Raw genomic sequence first — 21,804 nt, forward strand, 5'->3', positions numbered from 1 at the left:
TTTCCACAGCAGCGGAAACAGTTGCCTCCGACATAAAAACCCTATGATCCGTAAAGTTTCCCCATGGTGTCGCGTGAAATGCCCGAGCTGGTTCAGTCGGTAGTAGAGCAGTATCTACTCGACGGCGGCCGGCGCTACAACCGCAACGATGTGGTTGAACGGTCGGGGGTCCCGCCCGAGGTGACCACTCGGTTATGGGTAGCGCTCGGCTTCCCCACAGGCGGGGACGAAACAGAACTGGACTACACCGAGGCCGATATCGCCGCACTACGCGATTTCCGGGATATCCGAGTGCTCGCCGAAACCGATATCCGCAGGCAGGCCGCGACCGCACGCACCATCGGGCAGACCATGGCCCGGCTGGCGGAATGGCAGGTCGATCTGGTGCTCGACGAGATCACGCGGCGGATCAGCGAAGCCGCGCCCGATGCGGACCCGGCCGAGGTGGCGAAATCAGCGACCGAGGCAACGGTGGCGGTGCTGGAACGGTTGCAGGTGTATGCGTGGCGGCGACATCTGGACGCGGCGCTGTCGCGGACACTCGACGGCGCGGGTACCGGGGAGGATTCCACGCGCGTGCTGGCAGTAGGGTTCGCCGATATGGTCGGCTACACCCGGCTGACCCGCCATCTGCACCCCGATGAACTCTCCACCCTGCTCGAGGCATTCGAGACGACCACGACCGCGGCGATCACCGAGAACGGCGGCTGGGTGATCAAGAACGTCGGCGACGAAGTGATGTTCGCGGCCGAAACGGCAGTCCAAGCGGCCAGGATCGCGCTGGATATCCAGGAGACGACAATGACCGTCGACACCACGCCCGAACTGCGGGTCGCGCTCGCATACGGGCCGGTCCTGCAGCGTTTCGGCGACCTGTACGGCTCGGTGGTGAACATGGCGGCCCGATTGACCGGCGTCGCCCGCCCCGGCACCGTGCTGATCGACGACGGCGCGGCCGCAGAACTGGCAGGCGACCCCGAGTTCAGCATCAAACATCTGCGCAGCGTCCGGGTGCGCGGCTTCAACCGGCTGCGCCCACACGTACTGCGCCCAGCCCGGCCCTGACCCGTCCCCTACCGGCCGGGCAGGTCGAGGCGATGCGTGCCGGTCACCCTTTGAATCCTGAGCAGCAAGCCACGGTTAACCAGTTGACCAGGGCATTGGACGAGCTACCGCCCTACGAAGGGCCGGTGACCCGTCGTGTCGAGGTTGGATGAGAGAGGACAGACATGCCTGAGGAGTTTCGCGGCAAGATCTTCACACCACCAGAGGAGGTGGAAAACAAGCTCAGCGCTGAAGAAATCGCCGCAGCCAATGCCAGATTCGATGAGTTCGAACGACGCCGTGCCGCCGTCCCGCCCGAGAAGCAGATTCATCTGCGGGACCGGTTCGGGAGTGAGGATGCACTCGGCACCGACCGGGAAGAGGAGTACCTGCGCGAGGTCGAGCAGCGTAAGCAACGAGGCCAGTACTGGGGATAGTTGCAGCGAAAGACGCGCCACCTGCAGCGACCGGCACAATACGGCGAAAGTGGCCGCCTCACTGCCTACGGCGGCCGTGTTCGAGTGGATGAACCAGCGGGCCAATACCCCGTCTTCACGAGTTGTGTATGCCGATCACGCCAATCTCCCGGCACTGAAGACCTTTTCGGTGATCTCAGTATTGGAATCGCGCGACACGTGGTCGTAGGCGGGATGCGGCAGGGTATCGCAACGTGAGTAGCCCAGGGGGACGACAGTGTCCCAGTATGCGGCTTTCACCGCATCCCACAGCAGCCAATACTTGGGAAACCATTCACGGACAAGGGCAAGGTCAGGACGAGCTCCGTCTTCGCCGAAGTACACGCTTCCCTGCCTGCCGTTGGGGATATCGACCGTGGTTCCGTCCATACGGATCCGGTAAGCCGTGGCGTGGCAGCGGTAGTCGGTGAACGACTCCATCTCAATGCGTGAACCCGCCATCCGCCAGGTAGCCTCTCCATCCTCGATCGAGGTGGTATGCAGCATGCTCGCCGCCTCTCTAGGCGAACCGACTGTAGGTCGAGAGCGCGTACCGGCCTCGGTCGGTGATTTGGTAACCGCCATGTCCGGCCCAGCCGCCCGTAACGATGAGTCCCCCGGACCGGAGACGCATCACGGCGTAGCGTGCTTGCCAGCCAGTCAGTCCGGACGTCTTTACAAGCGCTGCGACAGAAAGGATCCCGCCAGGCTCCAGCGCCGACAGCACCGCAGCCTGGGCCCTGCTGAGTCGAGTGGTTCTAGGCATGCGATGACGATGTGTCATGCGTTGCAGTCGGGGGCAGGGCTCGACAATTTCGCGAAAGTTGTGCAAAACCCCAGTACGTAGGTTGATCCGGCCCGTACGATCCTCCCAATTTGGCACGAACAGTTCGGCCGGAACGAAACAAGGGGTGGACATGACAGACGACGAGCCTGAGGACACCGGCAGCACCTTGCCGCGCAGGCAGCTGGGCCGATTGCTGAGGGAAGCACGCGAGGCGACCGGCATGAGTCTGGAAGAGGCAGCCCGGCTCATGGAGTGGGGCAAGAGCACATTGAGCCGTCTCGAGCGGGGCAAGTCCGAACGGGTGCGAGTCCGAGAGGTCAGCGGCCTCTGCGAACTGTATGGGACCGACGATGAGAAGACCGCGGCCATCAAAGAACTCGCCGGGCAGGCCCCGGTCCGCTCATGGTGGCGAGGCTACAGCGACGTCATCGCAGCGAAGTTCAAGCCGTACATCGGATTGGAAGCTGGCGCCAGCGAGTTGGCAATCTTCCAGCCCTTGATTGTGCCTGGCTTGCTGCAAACTGCTGACTACGCGAGAACCCTTGATAAGCAGTACTTTCCGAATGACTCGGATGAGGAACTCGAACGCCGCGTCGCGCTCCGAATCCAGCGCCAACACATCGCCACGCGGCGTCGTCAGCCCGTCCGGCTTGTAGTAGTTCTGCACGAGGCCGTGTTGCGGACCGTCGTCGGCGGGCCGCGCGTGATGGCAGCTGTCTGTCGGCACATAGCCGACCTGAGTACTCGCGAGAACATCGAGGTTCGAATCCTGCCGTTCCGCGCGGGGTTCCCTACCGGCATCGTGGTGTCGCCGTTCATCATCATGACGTTTCCCAAGGACAGCAGGGGCAAGCCGGTAGAACCGACCATCGTGTTTGCTGAGAGCTTCACCGGGGACGTCTATCTTGAAAGCTCGGATGACGTGCGCCGGTGTCGCGAGACCTTCCGTAGCCTTCTGCGGGCGACGATCGACGTTCGCCCCAGCCGTGACCTACTGAGAGAAATAGCAAGGGAGTATGAGAGTGAACGTTGACCTGACCGGGGCACAGTGGTTCAAGTCCAGCCACAGCTCCGGGGGGAGTGAATGCGTCGAAGTCGCGTTCTTGCAGGGCGGCGTGGTCGGCATCCGGGATAGCAAGGATCCCACCGGCCCCGCACTGGTCTTCAACCCCGGCGAGTGGGATGCATTCGTTGATGGTGCGCGCGATGGCGAGTTCAATCGCTCGTAGGCGTCCACACCCATGGCATGTACACGGCCCGGCCCGTTATCCGACAAATTGGGCCTGATTTGTGCCGGAATCAGGCACGTATCGGGGTTGCGCGTGCGTTAGGCGGTGCCGGGGCCGGTGAGGCCGATCCGGTCGATCGAAGAGGCGATTTCCGCACTCAGCGGTCACTACCGCGTGCGCTAGCTGTGCGACATCTGCACCTAGGCTCGGCACGTGGATATCGACTGGCCCGACCTGCGCGACCGCTGCCGCATTCTCGAGGACGACGCGGTGCTCGCGCTGAACAAACCCGCCGGGATCGCGGTCACCGGGGAACGGCACGACACCGATATCGTGCAGGCCGCCGAGGCTGCGGGTGAAACGCTGTATCCGGTGCATCGGATCGACAAGGTGACTTCCGGGCTGGTGCTGCTGGCCAAGGAGCTGGCCGCGCATGGCCCGTTGACCAGGCAGTTCAATAAGCAGACGGCGCGGAAGACGTATCTGGCGGTGGTTGCTACGGGTGCCGAGCCGCTGCCCGATGCCGGGGTGATCGAGCTGCCGTTGAGTGTGGGCCGCAAGAACCGGGTGCGGATCGCCGCGCCGCGCGAACGGATCCAGCACGAAGCTGGCCGCTGGTTCGTCGCACCGGGTGATGTGCTGGACACCAAGAACTATCCGTCGACCACCCGCTTCGCGACCCTCGCCCGCCACGGCGACCACACGGTTCTGGCGCTGCGCCCGGTTACCGGGCGCCGTCATCAGATTCGGGTGCATCTGGCTTGGATCGGACACGCCATCATCGGTGACCCGTTGTTCGACAAATCCGGCACCCACCAGCGCGCTCACCTGCATTCCTGGCGGCTCACCCTGGCCGCTGACTGGCGCGCCGGAGCACAGCTGGACCTCGAGGCTCCGCCGGACCCGGCCTTCTGGCGGCCGTTGCCATCGGAGCTGCTCGACGCGTCCGCGATGCTTCAGCGGGCGGCGTCTCTGCTGGACACAACCTCTGTGCGGGGTGAGGGCAGGTAGTGCCGCAGTCCGCTCGGCCGGGCACAGCCGCGGCGGCAGCAGCCGACGTAGTGGTGGGACTCATGCCGACGCGGGATCCGGCACCCAACTAGCCTGGGTGGCAGGCCGCGGCGCGGCCCGTTTCTGCACGGCACCGCAGTAATCCCAGAGAAAGCGACAGCCGATGATCCTGGTGGCTCAGGTCAGCGATACACATTTCGATCTCGGCGCCCGTAATGCCGAACGCGCGGAGCGAGTGATGGCGTATCTCGCGGATCTGCGCCGCAGGCCCGATGTGATCCTGGTAACCGGTGACATCACCGATTCCGGGCAGCCGGACCAGTACGCCGAAGCGCGTATCGCTCTGCTAGCCGATATCCCGGTGTATGCGTTACCCGGAAACCACGACGAACGTGTCGCCTTCCGTGAGGTGCTGCTCGGTGCCCAACCGTCGGACAGCCCGATCAATCAGGTCCACCGGGTCGGCGAGCTGACCATTGCGATGCTGGACTCCAGCGTCGCGGGCGAATCCGGTGGGCGGCTGGCCGAGGACACTTACCGCTGGTTGGCCGATGTGTTGGCGGAAACCCCCGCTGAGGCGTCGGTGCTGCTGGCGCTGCATCACCCGCCGGTCCGGCTCTACAGTCCGGTCATCGACGATATCGCCCTCGCCGAACCCGAACGTCTCGCCGAACTCATCGCAGCCGACCCTCGTATCCTCGGCGTCCTCGCAGGCCACGCCCATTCGGCGGCGGCGAGCACCTTCGCGGGCCGTCCGCTGCTGATCGCTCCGAGTACCGCCTCCGTGCTCGGCGGGGAGTGGGAATTGGCGCTTCCGGACCGGGTGATGGATTACGGGCCGGACCCGGCGATCGCCCTGCACATGGTCGACAACCACCGCCTGACCACGCATTTTCGCACCGTCCCCATGGGCGGCTGGATCGGGGACCCGTACTGACCGGTCAGGTGCGTGGCAGAGCCCTAGGCGCAGCGGCAGGTGGGATCGGCTCGGTGGCACGGCCTGCTACCGGACGGACGATGCCGCCAGGCTCAGCAAGCGGCAGCTCCGGTCAGTCCATCAATAGCGCCGGGCCCGCTCGCGGCGGTACGCCGCCGGGGTCACTCCGGTCCAGCGTTTGAACGCGTAGATGAACGTCGACGCCTCCGCATATCCCAGCCGGATCGCGACATCGCTGACCGACAGCGGGGTCGCGGTGAGCATTTCCTCGGCGAGCGCTTGCCGTACTTCATCGAGCAGCGCGCGGTAACTGGTGCCCGCCGCGTCGAGGTGGCGACGCAGGGTGCGGGTGCTCATGCCCAGGTCGGCGGCGACGCTATCGATACCGGGTGGGGCGGTGCGGCCGTCGGCGCCGCCGCGGGGCACCAGGCGGGACCGCACTTCGGCGGCGATACCGGTGCGAGCGCGGCGGCGGTGCACCAGGTCGCGGCATTGGGCGAGGCAGATGGCGCGGGTGTGTTCGTTGGCTTGTGGTAGCGGCTGTTCGAGGACGGCTGGGTCGAGGGCGAGCACGTTGCGCGGCTGATCGAAAAGGGGCCGCACCAGCATGAGCTCGGCGATCCGGTCGGCGTAGGGCGGTTCGGGGAAACGGAATTCGGCCCTGGTCAACGCCAGCTGCCTGCCCAGTAGATCGCTCATCACCTGGTGCATCGCGGTCACATCGCGCTCCACCAGGAACCGGCGCACATCCGCGGGCAGTGATTCGTCGTGGATTTCGGCGCAGAACTCGTCGTCGCGCCACTGGGTGACCGGAAGGCAGAAGGTGAAACTGAGGTCCAGGTAGCGCAGCGCGAAGTCGATCGCCTCGCCGAGGGTCGGGCTACTCACGCAGGCGAACCCGAAGATGCCGAAGGTGGTGATCCGGTAGCGGCGGCCGACCTCGATGCCAAGGGCGGGGCGGTCGGGCAGCGCCCGCACCAGGTTGCGCACCACGGCGAGTTCGGTGTGGGCGTCGATCTGGGTGTCCGGGTCGGGGAGGAGTTCCTCGGTGAGCGCGGTGCCGTCGAGCAGACCGGCAGCGGGCACACCCAGCTCACCCGCGTAACCGACCATCAGCGCAACACTGGCGACGCTACGTGGGAAATCCCAGTCCCGGATCGCCGGTTCCTGCACCACCCGGACATTATGGCCGGATCAACGGCCGGGTATCACCAGGCGAGCTCGGCGCAGCGGCGGGCTGTATCGGAGCTTTCGATCTGCAATGTCGCGTGATCGATGTGGAACTGCTCGGCGAGTATGCGCTGGGCGGCGCGCAGAATCTCGTCAGGGTGGCTGGAGCCGCAGGTGGTGATATGTGCGGAGGCGACTTCCATACCCGAGGTGAGGGTCCATACGTGCAGGTCGTGCACGTCGGTGACGCCGTCGACGGCGGCGAGTTCAGCGGCGACACGTTCCACGTCGAGTTCTTCGGGGCTGTGCTGGAACAGGATGCGCAGCGAGCGTTTCGCCAGCACATATGTGCGCGGCAGCACCCACAGGCCGATGGCGACACCGACGACCATATCGGCGTAGTACCAGCCGGTGGTGATTGTGATGGCCGCCGAGATCAGCACCCCGATCGAGCCGATCATATCGGCGAACACTTCGAGGTAGGCGCCGCGCACGTTCAGGCTCTCCTGCGCCCCACGCCGCAGCAGCAGGAAGGAGATCACATTCGCCACCAGCCCGACCAGGCCCACGATCAGCACCGGAAGCCCGGGCACCTCGGGCGGTTCCCCGAGCCGGGTCAGCGCTTCGTAGAGCACGTATCCGGCTACTCCGAACAGCAGCACGGCATTGGCCAGCGCGGCGATCACTTCGGCGCGGTAGTAGCCGAAGGTGCGGGTGTAGGTGGGGCGGCTGTTGCGGGCCAGCAGGATCGCCGACAGCGCCATACCGACACCGACAACGTCGGTGAGCATATGGGTGGCGTCCGATAGCAGTGCCAACGATCCGGTGCCGAATGCGACGGAGAATTCGACCAGCATGAATACGACGCCGATCGTCAGTGCTATCGCGAGCAGACGCAGGTGTTTACCCGAGGCGCTCTGCGGCCGTAGGCCGTGTGAATGATCATGTCCCACGCCCCACAACATATGCGTGAATGCGCATGGTTGCAAGGGCTTCGTTTCGGGCTGGCAGACTTGAGCCCGTGAGTGATCTGCCCGCGCCCATCGGCCCCAGCGAGCACACACCCGGTGCACGCGACTCCGGGCAGGCCGAACGCGGGCCGCTACGCCCGATCGAGCTGGCCACCGGCGCGGTGCTGGGCGGGGCGACAGTCGGGTTGGTGACCGTTGGTTCGGTCGTCCCGTTCGCCGCCGCGTTGCAGCTGGTCGCCGCGGTGCCGCTCGGCCTGCTCGCGCACCGGTACCGGCTACGCGCCGTGCTCACCGCCTCGGTCGCGGCCGCCCTGGTCACCTTCGTTGCGGCCGGACTGATGCCCGCGATCGGCATGGCCGCATCGGCGACCATCGGCGGCATTATCGGCGGGGTCAAACGCAGGAACGGCGGGATCGTCACGGTCTTCGGTTCAGCGCTGCTGGCAGGCGCGATATGGGCGGCACTGTCCGTGGGTTTCCTACTGGTGTTCTCCGCCTCCAGAAACCTGCTGTTCGACACCATTCGCAACACCGCCGACGGTGTGGAGAAGCTGGCCGCGCGGCAAACGCAACTGGAACCGCTGGGCCGGGCCGTGTCGGATATCACCGAAGCCGTCCTGCACTGGTGGTGGATCTACATCAGCGCCTCGGTCGCGGGCGGTCTCGTCATCACCGCACTGTTCTCCTGGTTCGTCCTCGGCTCGGTCCTGGACCGGCTGACCTGGCTCCCCGGCACCGACCGCCTCGACGCGCCCGTCGACAACCGGCCCATCGAACCGTTACCGGTGACGCTGCACAACGCCGGTTTCCGCTATCCAGGCGCAACCACCGACGCGCTGGCCGGTATCGATCTCAGCGTGCGGATCGGTGAGTTCGTCGCCGTGGTCGGTCACAACGGTTCCGGGAAATCCACGCTGACGCGGCTGCTCGCCGGACTACCACCCACCTCCGGTGTCGTCGACCGTCCGGGCTCGGCCGGGCTCGGCCATCGCGGCGGCACCGCGCTGGTGCTGCAACGCCCGGAAAGCCAGACCCTCGGCGTGCTCGTCGCCGACGATGTGGTGTGGGGCTTGCCCACCGAACTCGCCGATGAGGTGGATATCGACGGCCTGCTGCGGGAAGTGGGGCTCGACGGGAGGGGCGAGCAGGAGACCGCGACCCTGTCCGGCGGCCAGCAACAGCGCCTCGCAGTAGCCGCGGCGCTGGCCCGCAAACCCACGCTGCTCATCGCCGACGAAGCGACCTCCATGATCGACCCGGACGGCCGCCGCGAACTGGTGCAACTGCTCGCCGAGCTGCCGAAACGCCACCGTATGGCGGTCGTGCTCGTCACCCATCACGAAGCCGACGCCGCCGCCGCCGACCGCATCGTGCACCTGGCGGACGGGCACGCCGTCGACCGGCTGCCCGCCTGGCCGAAACCGGCCCGCGACACCCGCCGCCGCCCCATGGGCGAACCCATCCTGGAACTGCGCGGCGTGCGCCACACCTACAACCGCGGTACCCCCTGGGAGGCCCCCGCACTGCACGGCGTCGACCTGACGGTCCGTCGCGGCGAGGCGCTGCTGGTGGTCGGCGGCAACGGATCGGGAAAATCGACCCTGGCCTGGATCATGGCCGGGCTCATCGCACCCAGCTCCGGGCAATGCGATCTGAGCGGTAAACCGGTCACCACCCAGATCGGGCGGGTCGAGCTGGCCTTCCAGCATTCCCGGCTGCAACTGCAACGGCAGACCGTCGGCGAGGAAATCGCCGACTGGGGCGGGGAAACCACCGGCACCGGCGCAGTCGGCAAAGCGCTGGATGCGGTCGGCCTCGATCGTGCCCTGGCCACCCGTTCCATCGAGGAACTCAGCGGTGGCCAAGCCAAACGGGTGGTTCTCGCCGCGATGGTGGCGAGCAGACCGCAGGTGGTGGTGCTGGACGAACCGCTGGCCGGGCTGGATCCGGAAGGCCGCGCCGACATCGTCGAACTACTCGCCCGGCTGCGCGACGCGGGCCTGACGCTGATCGTCATCTCCCACGACGTCGAAGACGTCGCCGCCATCTGTGACCGCACCGTGCACCTACGCGCCGGACGTATCCCCGAAGCCCAGGCGGTGCAACTGCTCGACACCAACGCCGAACGCGATACCGCACCCATGCCGATGCGCCCGCCGGGTGCCCCCCGCCTGCCGCGGCCGGGAGCCGCGTGGCAGCTGGACCGCGATGCCCGGCTCGACCAGGGAGGCAGCCGATGAGCACGGTACTGCTACGTCAGGTTCCGGTGTCCAGCCCGGTCCACCGGTTGTGGGCGGGCACCAAGATGATCGGGGCCTTCCTGATCAGCGTGCTGCTGATGTTCCTGCCGAGCTGGCCGATCCTCGGCATCATGATCGTGTTCCTGATCCTGGTCGGCGCACTGGCCAGGCTGCCGCTGGGCACCCTGCCGCGGCTGCCGTGGTGGTTCTGGGGCCTGATCGGGCTCGGTGCGCTGATCAACCTGCCGGTCGGCGGGCAGGCGGTGCTGCGGTACGTCCAGGTGGTGGTGTTCGGGTTCATCCTGGTTGCGGCGTCGTTGCTGATTGCGTGGACCACGCCGATGAGCGATATCGCTCCCGCGCTGGCCAAACTCGGCGCACCACTGCGCAGACTGCGGGTTCCGGTCGACGAACTGGCCGTCGTCGTCGCGCTCACCCTGCGTGGGCTGCCGCTGCTGTTGGAGGAGATCCGGGTGTTGCGCGCCGCCCGCCGGCTCCGACCCAAACCCCCCTTGCTGCAACGCACCACGGACCCGATCATCGATATCCTCACCGCCGCCATGGCGGTATCCACCCGCCGTGCCGGTGAACTCGGTGAGGCGATCACGGCGCGCGGCGGAACCGGCAGGCTCACCGCCTCCTCCGCCTTCCCCGGCCGTAAGGACGCGGTCGCGCTGCTGGTTGTCGTCGCGGTATGCGTGGGGTCTGTTGCTGCCGAACTCCTGGTGTTCTGACAGTGCAGGGCGGCCGGAGATGGAATCCGTGAATTCGTGGGAACCGACCGCCGGTGTGCTGCGTCCAAATGAGTATGCGGCTCGATCCGGTAACAGCAAGGGGTAGGCGATGAATGACGACCGCGCTGCGGCGCGCGCCCGCAACGAGGCATTGCGCGACCAGGTCGGACAACTGCTGCACACCTATGAACAGCAACGCAAGGATCTGGTTGCGGCGCAGGAACGGTTCGCCGCCACCCAGGTGACCGCCTGGTCTTCGGACAATCTGGTGCGCGTGGTCAGCAACGCCGCCGGTATCCCGATCGAGGTCACGCTGGAACCGGAAGCCTTCAAACGTTCCACCCCTGCCAACCTGAGCCACTCGATTACCGAGGCCGTCCAGGATGCCGCCCGGCAGGCCGTAGCGGCGTCGGAGCGGGCATTCGCCTCGGTGGAGACAGCCGCCGACGATATCCCCGACCTGTCCGACCTGGTGCCCGGCGCGCCGAGCCTGCGCGAACTGGTCGATTCACTGATCCCGATCCCGGTTTCCCAGCAGCAGGCCGAACCCGAACCCCAACCCGTCGAGCGGGACGCGCGCGACCTCGAAGAAGACGAGGACGACTACTACCGCAACCGCAGCTACCTCGAGGATCGCCGATGAGCACGCTACGCGCCGATATCGACGCCATCCGCGCCACTCAGCCCGGCTTCCAGAACGTCGCCACCCAGGTCGCGGAGGTCTTGACCACCCTAAGAACCGCGCTGGAAGCCGAAGGCGAATGCTGGGGCGGCGACGAAATCGGCGCCGGCTTCGCCGGGAACTACAAGCCGGGTGCGGAAAAAGCGTTGAAAGCCGTCGAGATCCTGAGCAACACCCTCAGTGCGATGGCCACCGGCGCCAACCTGACAGCAGGCTCCCTGCAATCCCAGGACGAGGCCATCGCGGCAGCGCTCGGCAAGAGCGAATAGCCCATCAATAACCATCAATCCCCCCTTTTGTCCCTCCGAAACGAACGCTAGGTCTGCCAAATCCCCGAACCTGGCCCCCGGCCAGGCAATTTCTTCGTGCCCGCCGGAGGCTCAGCAGTAGGGTGGCGCGGATTGGCTGAGGATTTGCTCAAATCAGCTCTGCCGCCCGGGGAATGAACGACGGCGTGCGGAGCGTTCCAGGGAACCTGATGAAGGATGGGACAACTCAATGATTCTCCGCAAGATCGCTGCGCTGGTGGTGCCGGTCTCCACTGCACTCGTCGTGGCGGCAGGCACCACATACGCACAACCGGCAGCACCCGCGCCGATGCCGGATATCGGTTACGAGGTGAAGCGGGTGGGCGATCACATCGTCTCCACGCTCACCAACGGAGTATTCGAGGTGACAGGTGATTCGGTGCAGATCAAGAACGCCGAAGGTAGGGCAATGGTCACGCTACCGCTGGTGTTCCGGCACGAGGGAAGCGAATACCCGATCGACCACATTGTGCGCGACGAGGGGCGAGTACTGGAACTGACACCGGTCAAGGATGAAAGCCGCGCCCGCCCAGCACCTGTCACACCCGTCGCTTCACCGATGGAGAACCAGATGGCGATGGATGCATTCCTGGCACAGTTCGGAATTGCCTCGGCTATCGGCGGATTCGTCGGGTTGGTCATCGGTGGATTGGTCGGCGGTCTCGGACTGCTCGGTGGGCCGGTGGGGCTCGCGAGCATTCCCTTGGGCGCCACTGTCGGCAGTATCATCGGCACGATCATCGCGGGTGGCCCAACCCTGATCATCGCCGGTATCGAACTGATCAACGCTTTGAACGCTCCTCCCGGCACCACCCGGTTCGCCGAGCAGGCGCGCAACTGACCACCAACCAACGCCAACGGCGGCCGCGCTACTAGGCGCGGCCGCCGTTGGCGTTTATTGTTCGGAGCCGCTATGCCGCCTACGGCACACCGTGGCAAGCACACACGCTCACTGCTGTTTGCGCACAGCCTTCTTCGCGGCCTCCTGCGCGGCATCGACCTGGCCGGCGTACTTGCCGCCGGTCTTCTTGTCTACGAGGTCCCCAGCCTTCTCGATCGCCGTATCCACCTTGTCGGCGTTCTTCCGCGCCAGACCCAACGCCTTGTCGGCCATGCCCTTGAAATCCACGCGAACTCCTCGCTCGTACCGCTGACAGGGTCACGATAGCGGGTGCGCCCGGCCTTCCCAGCCAGAAACACATGGGAGCGGTCCACCATTCGACGCTCGGTGAATGCTTCGGTCTGCAGACTCGCAAGCTTTGCGGACTGGGGCCATGACGTGATGCAGGCACCGGTCACGCTGCGGCGGCCAGGGCGGATGGGGGATGGAAACCCCAGAACCTCCCATCGATTACGGCTATCGAAGACCGGGTTGGGTTCTCCCACCATTTCAGCCAGGGAGGGCCGTCGGTAGCGTCCTTCAGCGGTGTTGCTTGCAGCGTGCCGTCCGGGTTGTGAGCTTGCGTCAAGGTTTCGCCACTCGGGGCGTAAATAGTCCTGTCCAGGCCGTGTGATTGCGCACCGCGAGCTACCATCTCGGCAAATGACCTTTCGCCGTCAGCGAGGCCGCAGCCGTAGAAAACCACGTCGCCACCGTTGAGCTCCACGAGTCGCCAGAAATCAGGGTTTGTGACCAGGAAGTTGCCGAAATTCCGCCCGTCCATACGCACTATCGCATGCACCGGATTGCCGGACGCGTCGAATCCGGTCTTTACGTTGGCGTTGAGCCGATTCCGAAACGCATGCGAACCGATGAACAATGGTTTCGTTTTTCGCCGGGATGGTGCCACGCTGCTGGCACCACTGTGGCGCGTGAGCGGTCCGCATATATCGAACGCCCAGGCACAGTGAAATCACGTATGGCGTCCTGGGTGATGATTTCGTACTCTACGTCGCCACGACGATCCAGCGCTCGGTTCCAGGCCGTTCGCCCTGGGACGTCGACAACCTTGGTGTTGAAAGCGAGGTCACGCGGGATCCCGTTGGCATCGGGCAGGATATGGTATTGGACTGCTGAAGCGGGAAATCTTACTCGGACGTGATTGCGCTCCCACTCTTCTGGATACTGCTCCCCTGGCCTCCTCCGACGCCAGATTCTGCCGGTCAACCACACCTCATGGCCCAGGGGATGCCTTGCTGTCGGCTGGAGGGACAGCGCAGTCCGGTCATCCTGCAGCAGACGGTGGGCGTATGCGCGGGCCTCATCAGCTGCTCTGTGCACAAAGTCCAAGTAGGTTTGCCCCACAGGCGTTGCGACATTGTCTGCGAAACGGGGTCCTATACCGCAAAACAAACGGGAAAGTCCAGGTGCGTTCATCTCCAGAGACCTAAGGCAGCGGACCAGGTACGAGACAGGCAGCAGAAACCAATACCGTTGGCAGCAGCTGTGTTTCAGTACATGATCCTATTCGCTTCTCAACCCAGAGAGGCCGCACCTTGGTGTTCTGTCTTGTAGATCACGCTCGCCCAACCGTTGTCAGCGCGGCGGCGTGAGCAGCTTCACAAGGTGTTCACACCTCGCCGAGCCAGGCCGGGTGCCAGAGACGACCGATGTCGGTCCAGCTCATGAAACGCACAGTTCCGGTGACCTTCGGAGTCACCCACACAGCGTCCTGCACCTCATCAGCAGTCATCTCGTTGCTGAACGGACTGGTTTTACGGCGCAGCTTCTTCAACCTGCCCGCCAGATCCCGCATGGTGTCGTCATCGAAACCGGTACCGACACGCCCCACGTAGATGAGTTTGCCGTCGTCGGGTATCCCGACCAGCAGTGAGGCGAACGGGCGTACCTCGCTGCGCCGCCAACCGCCGACCACCACCGCCTGAGTGCGCCAATTGCGTTGTTTCACCCAGGAATGCCCGCGCTTACCCGGCAAATACACCGAATCCCGCCTTTTAGCGACCACACCTTCAGCGCCCGTGTCCTGGCTCTGCTGGAGCGCATCGGCCCCGCTGCCCACGAACGGCGATGGCACCCACAGCGACGGTGTGGCCGCGGCCAGCGCCTCCAGCACGCGGCGGCGATCGGTGTAACGCTTACGCAGCAGCGAGGTGCCGTCCAGGTACAGCACGTCGAAGGCGACGAATTCGGCGCGTCGCGTATCGGCATGCAGCAGTGGCATATTCGCCACGCCTTGCTCGTCGAGCACCACGGCCTCACCATCGAGCACCACCCGATGTTCAGACAGTGCCCTGGCGAGTTGAGCCAGTTTCGGGAAACGCTCGTTGACGAGATTGCCCGCGCGGCTGCGTAACCGCAGAGCACCGTGGTCGATTTCGACGATCAGCCGATAGCCGTCCCATTTCGTTTCGAAAACCCAATCACGAGCACCCAGAACGGCGACGTCACCTGGGGTCGCGAGCATCGGGGACAGACCGCGAGGCAGCTCGGCGCGGGGACGGGTCTGCTCGCTCGAGTCCTCGTCGTCGCTACCGTTACCCGGCTCTGCGTCGCTGTGCCCGTGCGATCCAGCGCTCGAGCTCTGCGTGCCGGTACGCGATCGTCCGTCGCTTCGTGCCCTCCTGTCGCCGGTGCTCGGCTCCGCTCCGTCTGCGGCGAGCTCGGTCCGGCGGCCCGCGGTCTGATCGCGCATCAGGTGCATGAGCCACTGTTTGCCTTCGGTGCGTATCAATGCATAACGCCCCTGCAGCCGCTGCCCGGAGAACTTCACGATGACCTCGTCATCGCGCCATTTCTCGGTTTCGTAGGTGCCGCTGTCCCAGATCGTCATGGTCCCGGCCCCGTATTCGCCTTTGGGGATGGTGCCGTGGAAATCCAGGTATTCCAGCGGATGGTCTTCGGTGTGCACGGCAAGCCGGTTCTGCTGCGGCGAGGTCGGCGGCCCCTTCGGCACCGCCCAGGAGACCAGCACGCCGTCACGTTCCAGCCGCACATCCCAGTGCAGGCGGCGGGCGTGGTGTTCCTGGACGACGTACCGGTCGCCGGTTTCCGGGCGCGGCGGGCTGGGCGGGACAGGTTCGGGAGTCCGCTCCGGGTTGCGCATCGACCGGTATTGCGCGAGCGAATCGGACAGCGGCGGGTCCAATTCCGCGAGCAGGTCGCCGTCGGCTTCGTAGCGGGCCAGTACCTCGTCGAACCGTAGCTGCCGCAGGTTTTTCCCGTCCTCGATCTCGTCCCAGGTACGCGGTGCGGCGACATTCGGCTGCGCCCGGCCGCGCAGCGAATACGGCGCGATGGTGGTTTTGGCCGGATTGTTCTGGCTCCAGTCCAGGAAGACCTTGCCGGTGCGCAGCTTCTTCGTCATGGTGGCGGTCACCAGGTCCGGATGCAGCCGTTGCAGGTTGGTGGCGACCTGTTTGGCCACCGTGGACGCCCCGTCTGAGCTCAGCACCCGGTCCAGCGGAACATACAGGTGGACGCCTTTGCTGCCGCTGGTGAGCGGGAAGGCGCGCATCCCGATCTGCTCCACCATGTCGCGGACCGCGCACGCCACCTTCGCGCATTCGGCGAGGCCCACGTCCGGGCCAGGATCCAGATCGAACACCAGCCGCGTCGCGTGCCCCATCGCGTCGCCGTCGAACCGCCATTGCGGCACATGCACTTCCAGCGACGCCTGCTGACCGAGCCACGCCAGCCCGGCCTGCGACCCGATCACCGGATAGGTGGCTGTCCGGTCGGCATGGCGCACGGCGCGCCGCGGCAGCCACGACGGCGCGTGTTCGGGGAGGTTCTTTTCGAAGAACGAGGGTTCATCGACCCCGTCGGGCCAGCGTTTCCTGGTGACTGGACGGCCGGCCAGATGCGGCAGCATCGCGGGCGCGATAGCCGCGTAATAGCCGATGACCTCCCCCTTTGTGGTTCCCGTCGCCGGGTACAGCACCTTGTCGAGATTGCTGAGCTCGACCTCGATACTCGGCTGACCCGGTTCTCCCCCGTAACTTCGGCGCGTCATGGGTAAGCGAGCCGATGGTGGGAGCCGTCGCTGGAGCGGCCCCCGCCCACCGCTGTCAGCCCTGCGGCCCTGACGTGCCGCCCTGCGGGCCCGGCGCACCGCCCTGGGGTCCCTGATCTCCCGTTACCGCCTTGCGCGCGGCGTCCTTACCCTTCGCGATCTTGTCGCTGTACTTGCCATGCGTGCGCTGATCGACGAAATCGCCCGCTTTGTCGACGGCCTGGTTGAACTTCGCGGGATCCTTGGCCACGACCGCCCGGCCCTTGTCGACCAAGCCCTTCACACTGTCCATCAGCCCCATGGTGAAACGTCCTCCCTGTATTGCCGTTATCGGAAGTTGTTCACTCGATATCCTTCCACCACGAACGCGCTGGTGGGAGCGCAACGGGGTCGATTCGTTCGCCCGGCATCGGCACCGCGATCCCGGTACCGGCCGCCCGCGCGGCTCGCACCATCCGCTCCACCGGCTCGGACCAGCCGTGGAAAGCCAGGTTGAACGTCGCCCAATGGATGGGCACCAGCAGGCCGTATCCCGGATCACCCGCGCACAGGTCGGCGTGTGCGCGCACCGCCTCCTCCGGGTTCATGTGGATATCGCTCCAGCGTTCGTCATAGGCGCCGATCGGTAGCAGCGTCAGATCGAACGGCCCATGCGTGGCGCCCGCGGCGGCGAACGCCTTCGTGTAGCCGGTGTCGCCGCCGAAGTACACCCGGCGGGTCGGGCCTGCCAGCACCCACGACGCCCACAAGGTGGTGTTGCGCACCAGCCAGCGTCCGGAGAAATGGCGGGCTTCTGTGCAGGTGATGACCAGGTCTTCCCGGTCGGGTGCGGAAATCGCGGTGGAACCACCCCAGTCCAGTTCGATGATGCGCTCCTGGGGCACACCCCAATGCCGCAGATGCGCGCCGATCCCGATCGGCACCACGAACGGCGCGGACTGGGTCGCGGTCAGCGCGCGCACAGTATCGGAATCCAGGTGGTCGTAGTGGTCGTGCGAGATGACCACCGCATCCACCTGCGGCAACTGGTCGAGCGGCGCCGGAACCGGGTGCAGCCGGACCGAGCCCACCATCCGCGACGGCGATACCCGTTCGCTCCACACCGGGTCGGTGAGCACCCGATACCCGTCGACCTCCACCACGGCGCTGGCGTGGCCGTACCAGGTGACGGCGAGTTCGGCCGCGGCGGCGGGCGGTTGCGGCACCGCCAGCGGCACCGGCCGGGACGGATGCCCGGCGTGGCGACGGGTGAACGCGGTGTACAGCAGGGAGGCGCCGGATGTGGGGGTGATCGGTGTGGCGGGTTCGGTGTTGTGGAACCGGCGGTCGCGGTAGCTGACCGCCCCGACGGCCGACGGTGCGATCGCCGATATGGACGCGCCGAGCGCCGACGGCAGCCCCCACAGCGCCCGCAGCACCCAGCCGACGCCGACCGCGCCGGCGGCTCCTGCGATCAGATTGCGCAATCGCATCATCGCCCCAAGAATTTCGCCGGGCGCTTCTGCTGCCGGGCCAGCCTGCCCTCCTGGGCGTCCTCGCTGGCCCAGGCCGCTTCCAGGGCGGCGCGCTGCTGAGCGTTCTCCGGTTCGCGGGTGTGGTCGTCGTTGAGCATCAGTTTCAGATGCCGCAGCGACAGAGGTGCGAGTTCGGCTATCGACTTGGCCCAACCCTGCGCGTCGGCGACAGTGCCGATCCGGTTGGCGAAACCGAAGGTGTAGGCGTCTGTAGCCGTTACCGCTTCTGCGCCGAGCAGTACGGTCCGTGCAGGCCCGCCGCCGATCAGCGAGACCAGCCTGCGCGTTGTCCACAAATCCACCGAGATACCGAGTTTTGCCGCCGGGATCGCAAGATAGGAGTCGACGCCGAACACCCGCAGGTCCGCGGCCATCGCCAACTGCACGCCCGCACCGATGGCGGCGCCATTGACGGCCGCGATCACCGGCACCGGGGTCGATTCCACGGTGTGCAGCATCTCCAGCAGCGAGTCGAGGAACTCCTGGGAATACACCCCATCCAGGTCGGCGCCCGCACAGAAGACCGGTCCGCGGCCGGTGATCACGATCACCCGCGCCTGTTCGGAAGCCTCGATCACAGCGTCGCGGAGCGAGGTGACGAGTTCGGTGTTCAGGGCGTTTCGCCGCTCTTCACGTTGTAGTTCGATGGTGACCACGTCGCCGTCGTGGCTGACACCGAGCATTGTTCCTCCCCAGCTACGTTTTCCGGTACTGACCGTTCACTCTGCCACAGGCGCCGCCACCGGCCTCCCCACGCGGCTAGCATCACGGTCGTGCCGCCCCACCCTCCGGCGACCGTTCCCGCGGCCCCGGATTATCAGATCCTGGTGATCGGCGCCGGTCAATCCGGGCTGTCGGCCGGTTACCACCTGCGCCGCCGCGGGCTGGCGGCCGGACAAGATTTCCTGATCGTCGACCATGCGCCAGGGCCGGGCGGCGCCTGGCAGTTCCGCTGGCCGTCGCTGACGCTGACCACTGTGAACCGGGTGCACGACCTGCCCGGTATGTCGTTCGCGGAGACGTTGCCACCGGGAACGAACCCGGACCCCGGAGGTGGCGCGACCGTTCCCGCGGCCATCGCGGTACCGCACTACTACCAGCAGTACGAAAAACGGTTCGAGCTACAAGTGCGCAGGCAGGTCTCGGTGCGGGTGGTCTGCGACCGCGCCGACTCCGATGGTCTGCTGCACGCCGAAACCGATACCGCGGGCACCATCCGGGTGCGCGGCCTGATCAACGGCACCGGCACCTGGGAACGTCCGTTCATTCCGCACTACCGCGGGGCGGAAAGTTTCACGGGTCGCCAACTGCACACGCGCGACTATCACACTGCCGCCGAATTCGCCGGTCAGCATGTGGTGGTCGTCGGCGGCGGTATCTCCGCGGTCCAGTTGCTGGACGAAATATCGCAGGTCACCAGCACAACCTGGGTGACAAGATCCGAACCGGTGTTCCGGGAGACCTCGTTCGACGCCGACGCGGGCAGGCGTGCGGTGGCGATGGTGGAGGATCGGGTGCGGCGCGGCCTACCGCCCGGCTCGGTGGTATCGGTGACCGGGCTGCCGATGGACGCCAGGCTGCGCGCGGCCAGGGACCGTGGCGTACTACACCGGCTGCCGATGTTCGACCATATCGAGCCCGACGGGGTGCGCTGGGCCGACGGCAGCTTCCAGCCCGCACAGGTCATCCTGTGGGCGACCGGGTTCCGCAGCGCCCTCGACCATCTGGCGCCGCTGCGGCTGCGCGGACCCGGCGGCGGCATCACCATGACGGGCAGGCTGGCCACCCAGGTGGCCGCCGACCCGCGCGTCCACCTGATCGGTTACGGCCCGTCGGCGAGCACCATCGGCGCGAATCGGGCGGGCCGGGCCGCGGCGGCCGAACTCACCCGTTATCTGGGCTGGCTCGAGACGTCTTCAGACGTCTAGACCGGCGGTGAACGTTTCGGGGTCGGGGCCGGTGCGGGTCCCGTCGTCGAGGGCGAGGATCGCCTGCATCTGCTCGGGAGTCAGCTCGAAGTTGAAGACGTCGAAGTTCTCCGCGATCCGCGCCGGCGTCACCGATTTCGGGATGACGACATTGCCCAACTGCAGATGCCAGCGGATGATCACCTGCGCCGGTGTGCGGCCCACGGCTGCGGCGATCTGGGTGATCACCGGATCGTCGAGCAGGATGCCCTGCCCCAGCGGGCTCCACGCCTCCGTCGCGATGGCATGTTCGGCATGGTATTCGCGCAGGTCACGCTGGATGAGCCGGGGATGGAGCTCGATCTGATTGACCACCGGGGTCTCGCCGGTCTCCCCGATCACCCGCTCCAGATCGGGGATCCGGAAGTTCGAGACACCGATGGAGCGCACCCGTCCGTCCCGTTTCAACGCCTGGAACGCGCGGAAGGTGTCGACGAACCGGTCCGCGGCGGGGACCGGCCAGTGGATCAGATACAGGTCCAGGTAGTCCAGGCCGAGCCGCTGCATACTCGCTTCGAAGGCGCGCAGTGTGGCGTCGTACCCCTGTTCGGAATTCCACAGTTTGGTCGTGATGTAGACCTCGTCGCGTGGCACCCCGAACTGGCGGATGGCACGGCCGATGCCTTCCTCGTTGCCGTAGATCGCCGCGGTGTCGATGCTGCGGTAGCCGGCGTCGAGCGCGGCGGTCACAGCGTCGAACACGTCATCGGCGGGAACTTGGAAGACCCCGAACCCGAGCTGCGGGATCACGTTGCCGTCGTTGAGCACGATCGGGGGAATTGCGCAGGTCTCGCTTCGGAAAGTCACGGAATCGACGGTAGGAGCGGCGGGGCGGTAGGTCAACGAAAGCGCGGTACGTGTCCGGATCAACTTGACTAGTTGTTGTGTTTTTACAACACTTCGTTGTGTGAGCCCAGTGCGAAGAGGGGAAACCCTTCCGATTTACAACCGAATCGCGGTGCTGCGGGCCGAACATCGGATGAGCCGGGCCGCCCTCGCCGAAGCGGTGAACGTCAACACCCAGACCATCGGCGCGCTCGAACGCGGGGACCACTACCCCAGCCTCGATCTGGCCCTGCGCATCTGTGACGTCTTCGGACTGCCGGTGGAAGCGGTGTTCTCCCGCCGCGAATTCACCCCGTTGTCGGCCGAGGTCTACACCCGTACGAAAGGACAACCATGACCACCCAAGCGAGCGGCCTGCTCGACCGCTACCAGGACTACCGGATCCGCCGCTGGCTGGTGCAGGAGCAGCGGCTGTCAGGGATGCTTCCCGGCTGGCGCACCAGAACCCGACGGCGCGCCCTGGTGGTGACCGTGGCCGCGACTATCGCGCTGCTGTTCACAGCCGGACTGCTGTGCGCATTCGACCTGCAGTGGGCGTCACTGATCGCCGGCGGCTCCGCGCTGGTCTTCCTGCCCGCTTGGACCATGCTGCGCATCGCCTCCCAAGGCCAGGACCACGCGCCCGCGCCGATGCTCGACGAACGCGAGATCGCCCAGCGCAACGCCGCGCGCTCCATCGGCCTCACCATCACCCAGGGACTCACTATCGCCCCGGTGATGTACCTGTGCTGGTCCGGTGCGCTGGCACCGGAAGCCGATACCTTCCGCACCGCCTTCGCCGGTGGTGTGATGACGCTGGCAACCGTGCTGGCAGGCGGTTGCGCGCCCGCCATGATCCTCGGCTGGACCCAACCCGAACCCGAGCCGGAGAGCTGAACACCATGAGCAAGGCCCATCAGCAGCGGGACGCGACGACGGCCTGTCGCTGACGACCCAGGCGACCAGCGAACATAGCGCGCAGACCTCCGCATTCAGGCGGAGGTCAACGCGTCTGAC

24 protein-coding genes are annotated in these 21,804 nt (G+C 66.0%); 14 read left to right on the plus strand and 10 right to left on the minus strand.

The genetic code is table 11. The features are described from left to right. The first annotated feature begins 63 nt into the window (after positions 1-63). Both B0T44_RS18005 and B0T44_RS18010 read left to right on the plus strand, forming a co-directional pair. Positions 64-1,065, plus strand: coding sequence for an adenylate/guanylate cyclase domain-containing protein (locus B0T44_RS18005; RefSeq protein ID WP_077114238.1), 1,002 nt, complete (start codon positions 64-66; stop codon positions 1,063-1,065). 164 nt (positions 1,066-1,229) lie between these two features. After that, the gene (locus B0T44_RS18010) at positions 1,230-1,481 is read left to right on the plus strand and encodes a hypothetical protein (RefSeq protein WP_077114236.1); all 252 of its coding nucleotides are present in this window, start codon (positions 1,230-1,232) and stop codon (positions 1,479-1,481) included. A gap of 135 nt (positions 1,482-1,616) precedes the next feature. On the opposite strand, the gene B0T44_RS18015 is transcribed toward B0T44_RS18010, so the two are convergent. Further along, positions 1,617-2,006: a hypothetical protein gene (locus tag B0T44_RS18015; protein ID WP_077114234.1), complete on the minus strand. Its 390-nt coding sequence runs from the start codon at positions 2,004-2,006 to the stop codon at positions 1,617-1,619. A gap of 410 nt (positions 2,007-2,416) precedes the next feature. Between B0T44_RS18015 and B0T44_RS18020 the strand changes: the two genes are divergently transcribed. From B0T44_RS18020 to B0T44_RS18035, 4 genes are all read left to right on the plus strand, one after another. Then, positions 2,417-3,319: a helix-turn-helix domain-containing protein gene (locus B0T44_RS18020; protein WP_077114724.1), complete on the plus strand. Its 903-nt coding sequence runs from the start codon at positions 2,417-2,419 to the stop codon at positions 3,317-3,319. Next, a complete protein-coding gene (locus tag B0T44_RS18025; protein WP_077114233.1) occupies positions 3,309-3,515 on the plus strand; it encodes a DUF397 domain-containing protein in 207 nt (68 codons plus the stop codon). Before B0T44_RS18020 ends, B0T44_RS18025 begins: the two co-directional genes overlap by 11 nt. A 213-nt stretch (positions 3,516-3,728) precedes the next feature. Continuing rightward, positions 3,729-4,526, plus strand: coding sequence for an RluA family pseudouridine synthase (locus tag B0T44_RS18030; protein ID WP_077114230.1), 798 nt, complete (start codon positions 3,729-3,731; stop codon positions 4,524-4,526). A 163-nt stretch (positions 4,527-4,689) separates the two neighbouring features. Further along, positions 4,690-5,463, plus strand: a complete 774-nt coding sequence (locus B0T44_RS18035; RefSeq protein WP_077114228.1) for a metallophosphoesterase — start codon at positions 4,690-4,692, stop codon at positions 5,461-5,463. Between the two features lie 120 nt (positions 5,464-5,583). On the opposite strand, the gene B0T44_RS18040 is transcribed toward B0T44_RS18035, so the two are convergent. Both B0T44_RS18040 and B0T44_RS18045 read right to left on the minus strand, forming a co-directional pair. Next, positions 5,584-6,639, minus strand: a complete 1,056-nt coding sequence (locus B0T44_RS18040; RefSeq protein ID WP_077114226.1) for an AraC family transcriptional regulator — start codon at positions 6,637-6,639, stop codon at positions 5,584-5,586. Positions 6,640-6,671: 32 nt separating this feature from the next. Then, positions 6,672-7,586 carry a cation diffusion facilitator family transporter gene (locus B0T44_RS18045; RefSeq protein ID WP_077114723.1) on the minus strand — a complete coding sequence of 305 codons (915 nt, stop codon included), beginning with the start codon at positions 7,584-7,586 and terminating at the stop codon, positions 6,672-6,674. 77 nt (positions 7,587-7,663) lie between these two features. Here B0T44_RS18045 and B0T44_RS18050 point away from each other — a divergent pair, with 77 nt between their 5' ends. From B0T44_RS18050 to B0T44_RS18070, 5 genes are all read left to right on the plus strand, one after another. Further along, the gene (locus tag B0T44_RS18050; RefSeq protein ID WP_425436782.1) at positions 7,664-9,844 is read left to right on the plus strand and encodes an ABC transporter ATP-binding protein; all 2,181 of its coding nucleotides are present in this window, start codon (positions 7,664-7,666) and stop codon (positions 9,842-9,844) included. Further along, a complete protein-coding gene (locus B0T44_RS18055) occupies positions 9,841-10,578 on the plus strand; it encodes an energy-coupling factor transporter transmembrane component T family protein (protein ID WP_077114224.1) in 738 nt (245 codons plus the stop codon). Before B0T44_RS18050 ends, B0T44_RS18055 begins: the two co-directional genes overlap by 4 nt. Before the next feature lie 109 nt (positions 10,579-10,687). After that, a complete protein-coding gene (locus tag B0T44_RS18060; RefSeq protein WP_077114222.1) occupies positions 10,688-11,221 on the plus strand; it encodes a YbaB/EbfC family nucleoid-associated protein in 534 nt (177 codons plus the stop codon). Then, positions 11,218-11,529 carry a WXG100 family type VII secretion target gene (locus tag B0T44_RS18065; protein WP_077114220.1) on the plus strand — a complete coding sequence of 104 codons (312 nt, stop codon included), beginning with the start codon at positions 11,218-11,220 and terminating at the stop codon, positions 11,527-11,529. The genes B0T44_RS18060 and B0T44_RS18065 overlap by 4 nt, the downstream gene beginning before the upstream one ends. Before the next feature lie 229 nt (positions 11,530-11,758). Beyond that, entirely contained in the window at positions 11,759-12,409 is a 651-nt protein-coding gene (locus tag B0T44_RS18070) for a DUF8020 domain-containing protein (protein ID WP_077114218.1), read from the plus strand. A gap of 108 nt (positions 12,410-12,517) precedes the next feature. Here B0T44_RS18070 and B0T44_RS18075 read toward each other — a convergent pair whose 3' ends face one another. From B0T44_RS18075 to B0T44_RS18100, 6 genes are all read right to left on the minus strand, one after another. Then, complete coding sequence (locus tag B0T44_RS18075) at positions 12,518-12,697, minus strand: antitoxin (protein WP_245839011.1); 180 nt, start codon at positions 12,695-12,697, stop codon at positions 12,518-12,520. Positions 12,698-12,863: 166 nt separating this feature from the next. Beyond that, the gene (locus tag B0T44_RS18080; RefSeq protein ID WP_139347617.1) at positions 12,864-13,358 is read right to left on the minus strand and encodes a hypothetical protein; all 495 of its coding nucleotides are present in this window, start codon (positions 13,356-13,358) and stop codon (positions 12,864-12,866) included. Between the two features lie 720 nt (positions 13,359-14,078). Then, positions 14,079-16,481 (minus strand): ATP-dependent DNA ligase, encoded by a 2,403-nt coding sequence (locus B0T44_RS18085; RefSeq protein WP_077114215.1) that lies wholly within the window; start codon positions 16,479-16,481, stop codon positions 14,079-14,081. Between the two features lie 55 nt (positions 16,482-16,536). Further along, entirely contained in the window at positions 16,537-16,773 is a 237-nt protein-coding gene (locus B0T44_RS18090) for an antitoxin (protein ID WP_245839013.1), read from the minus strand. 49 nt (positions 16,774-16,822) lie between these two features. Beyond that, the gene (locus B0T44_RS18095) at positions 16,823-17,953 is read right to left on the minus strand and encodes an MBL fold metallo-hydrolase (protein WP_077114720.1); all 1,131 of its coding nucleotides are present in this window, start codon (positions 17,951-17,953) and stop codon (positions 16,823-16,825) included. Beyond that, positions 17,953-18,678 (minus strand): enoyl-CoA hydratase, encoded by a 726-nt coding sequence (locus B0T44_RS18100; RefSeq protein WP_077114213.1) that lies wholly within the window; start codon positions 18,676-18,678, stop codon positions 17,953-17,955. Before B0T44_RS18100 ends, B0T44_RS18095 begins: the two co-directional genes overlap by 1 nt. Positions 18,679-18,768: 90 nt before the next feature. On the opposite strand from B0T44_RS18100, the gene B0T44_RS18105 reads away from it, so the two are divergent. Then, on the plus strand, positions 18,769-19,923 hold the full coding sequence (locus B0T44_RS18105; RefSeq protein ID WP_245839015.1) for an NAD(P)-binding domain-containing protein: 1,155 nt from the start codon (positions 18,769-18,771) through the stop codon (positions 19,921-19,923). On the opposite strand, the gene B0T44_RS18110 is transcribed toward B0T44_RS18105, so the two are convergent. Continuing rightward, positions 19,912-20,769, minus strand: coding sequence for an aldo/keto reductase (locus tag B0T44_RS18110; RefSeq protein WP_077114718.1), 858 nt, complete (start codon positions 20,767-20,769; stop codon positions 19,912-19,914). The genes B0T44_RS18105 and B0T44_RS18110 overlap by 12 nt on opposite strands. Positions 20,770-20,869: 100 nt before the next feature. On the opposite strand from B0T44_RS18110, the gene B0T44_RS18115 reads away from it, so the two are divergent. Together B0T44_RS18115 and B0T44_RS18120 are read left to right on the plus strand one after the other, a co-directional pair. Beyond that, the gene (locus tag B0T44_RS18115; protein ID WP_081513156.1) at positions 20,870-21,145 is read left to right on the plus strand and encodes a helix-turn-helix transcriptional regulator; all 276 of its coding nucleotides are present in this window, start codon (positions 20,870-20,872) and stop codon (positions 21,143-21,145) included. Continuing rightward, the gene (locus tag B0T44_RS18120) at positions 21,142-21,684 is read left to right on the plus strand and encodes a hypothetical protein (RefSeq protein ID WP_077114211.1); all 543 of its coding nucleotides are present in this window, start codon (positions 21,142-21,144) and stop codon (positions 21,682-21,684) included. Before B0T44_RS18115 ends, B0T44_RS18120 begins: the two co-directional genes overlap by 4 nt. Positions 21,685-21,804: the final 120 nt, after the last annotated feature.

Origin of the sequence: Nocardia donostiensis, from assembly GCF_002081715.1 — a bacterium.
GTDB classification, from domain to species: domain Bacteria; phylum Actinomycetota; class Actinomycetes; order Mycobacteriales; family Mycobacteriaceae; genus Nocardia; species Nocardia donostiensis.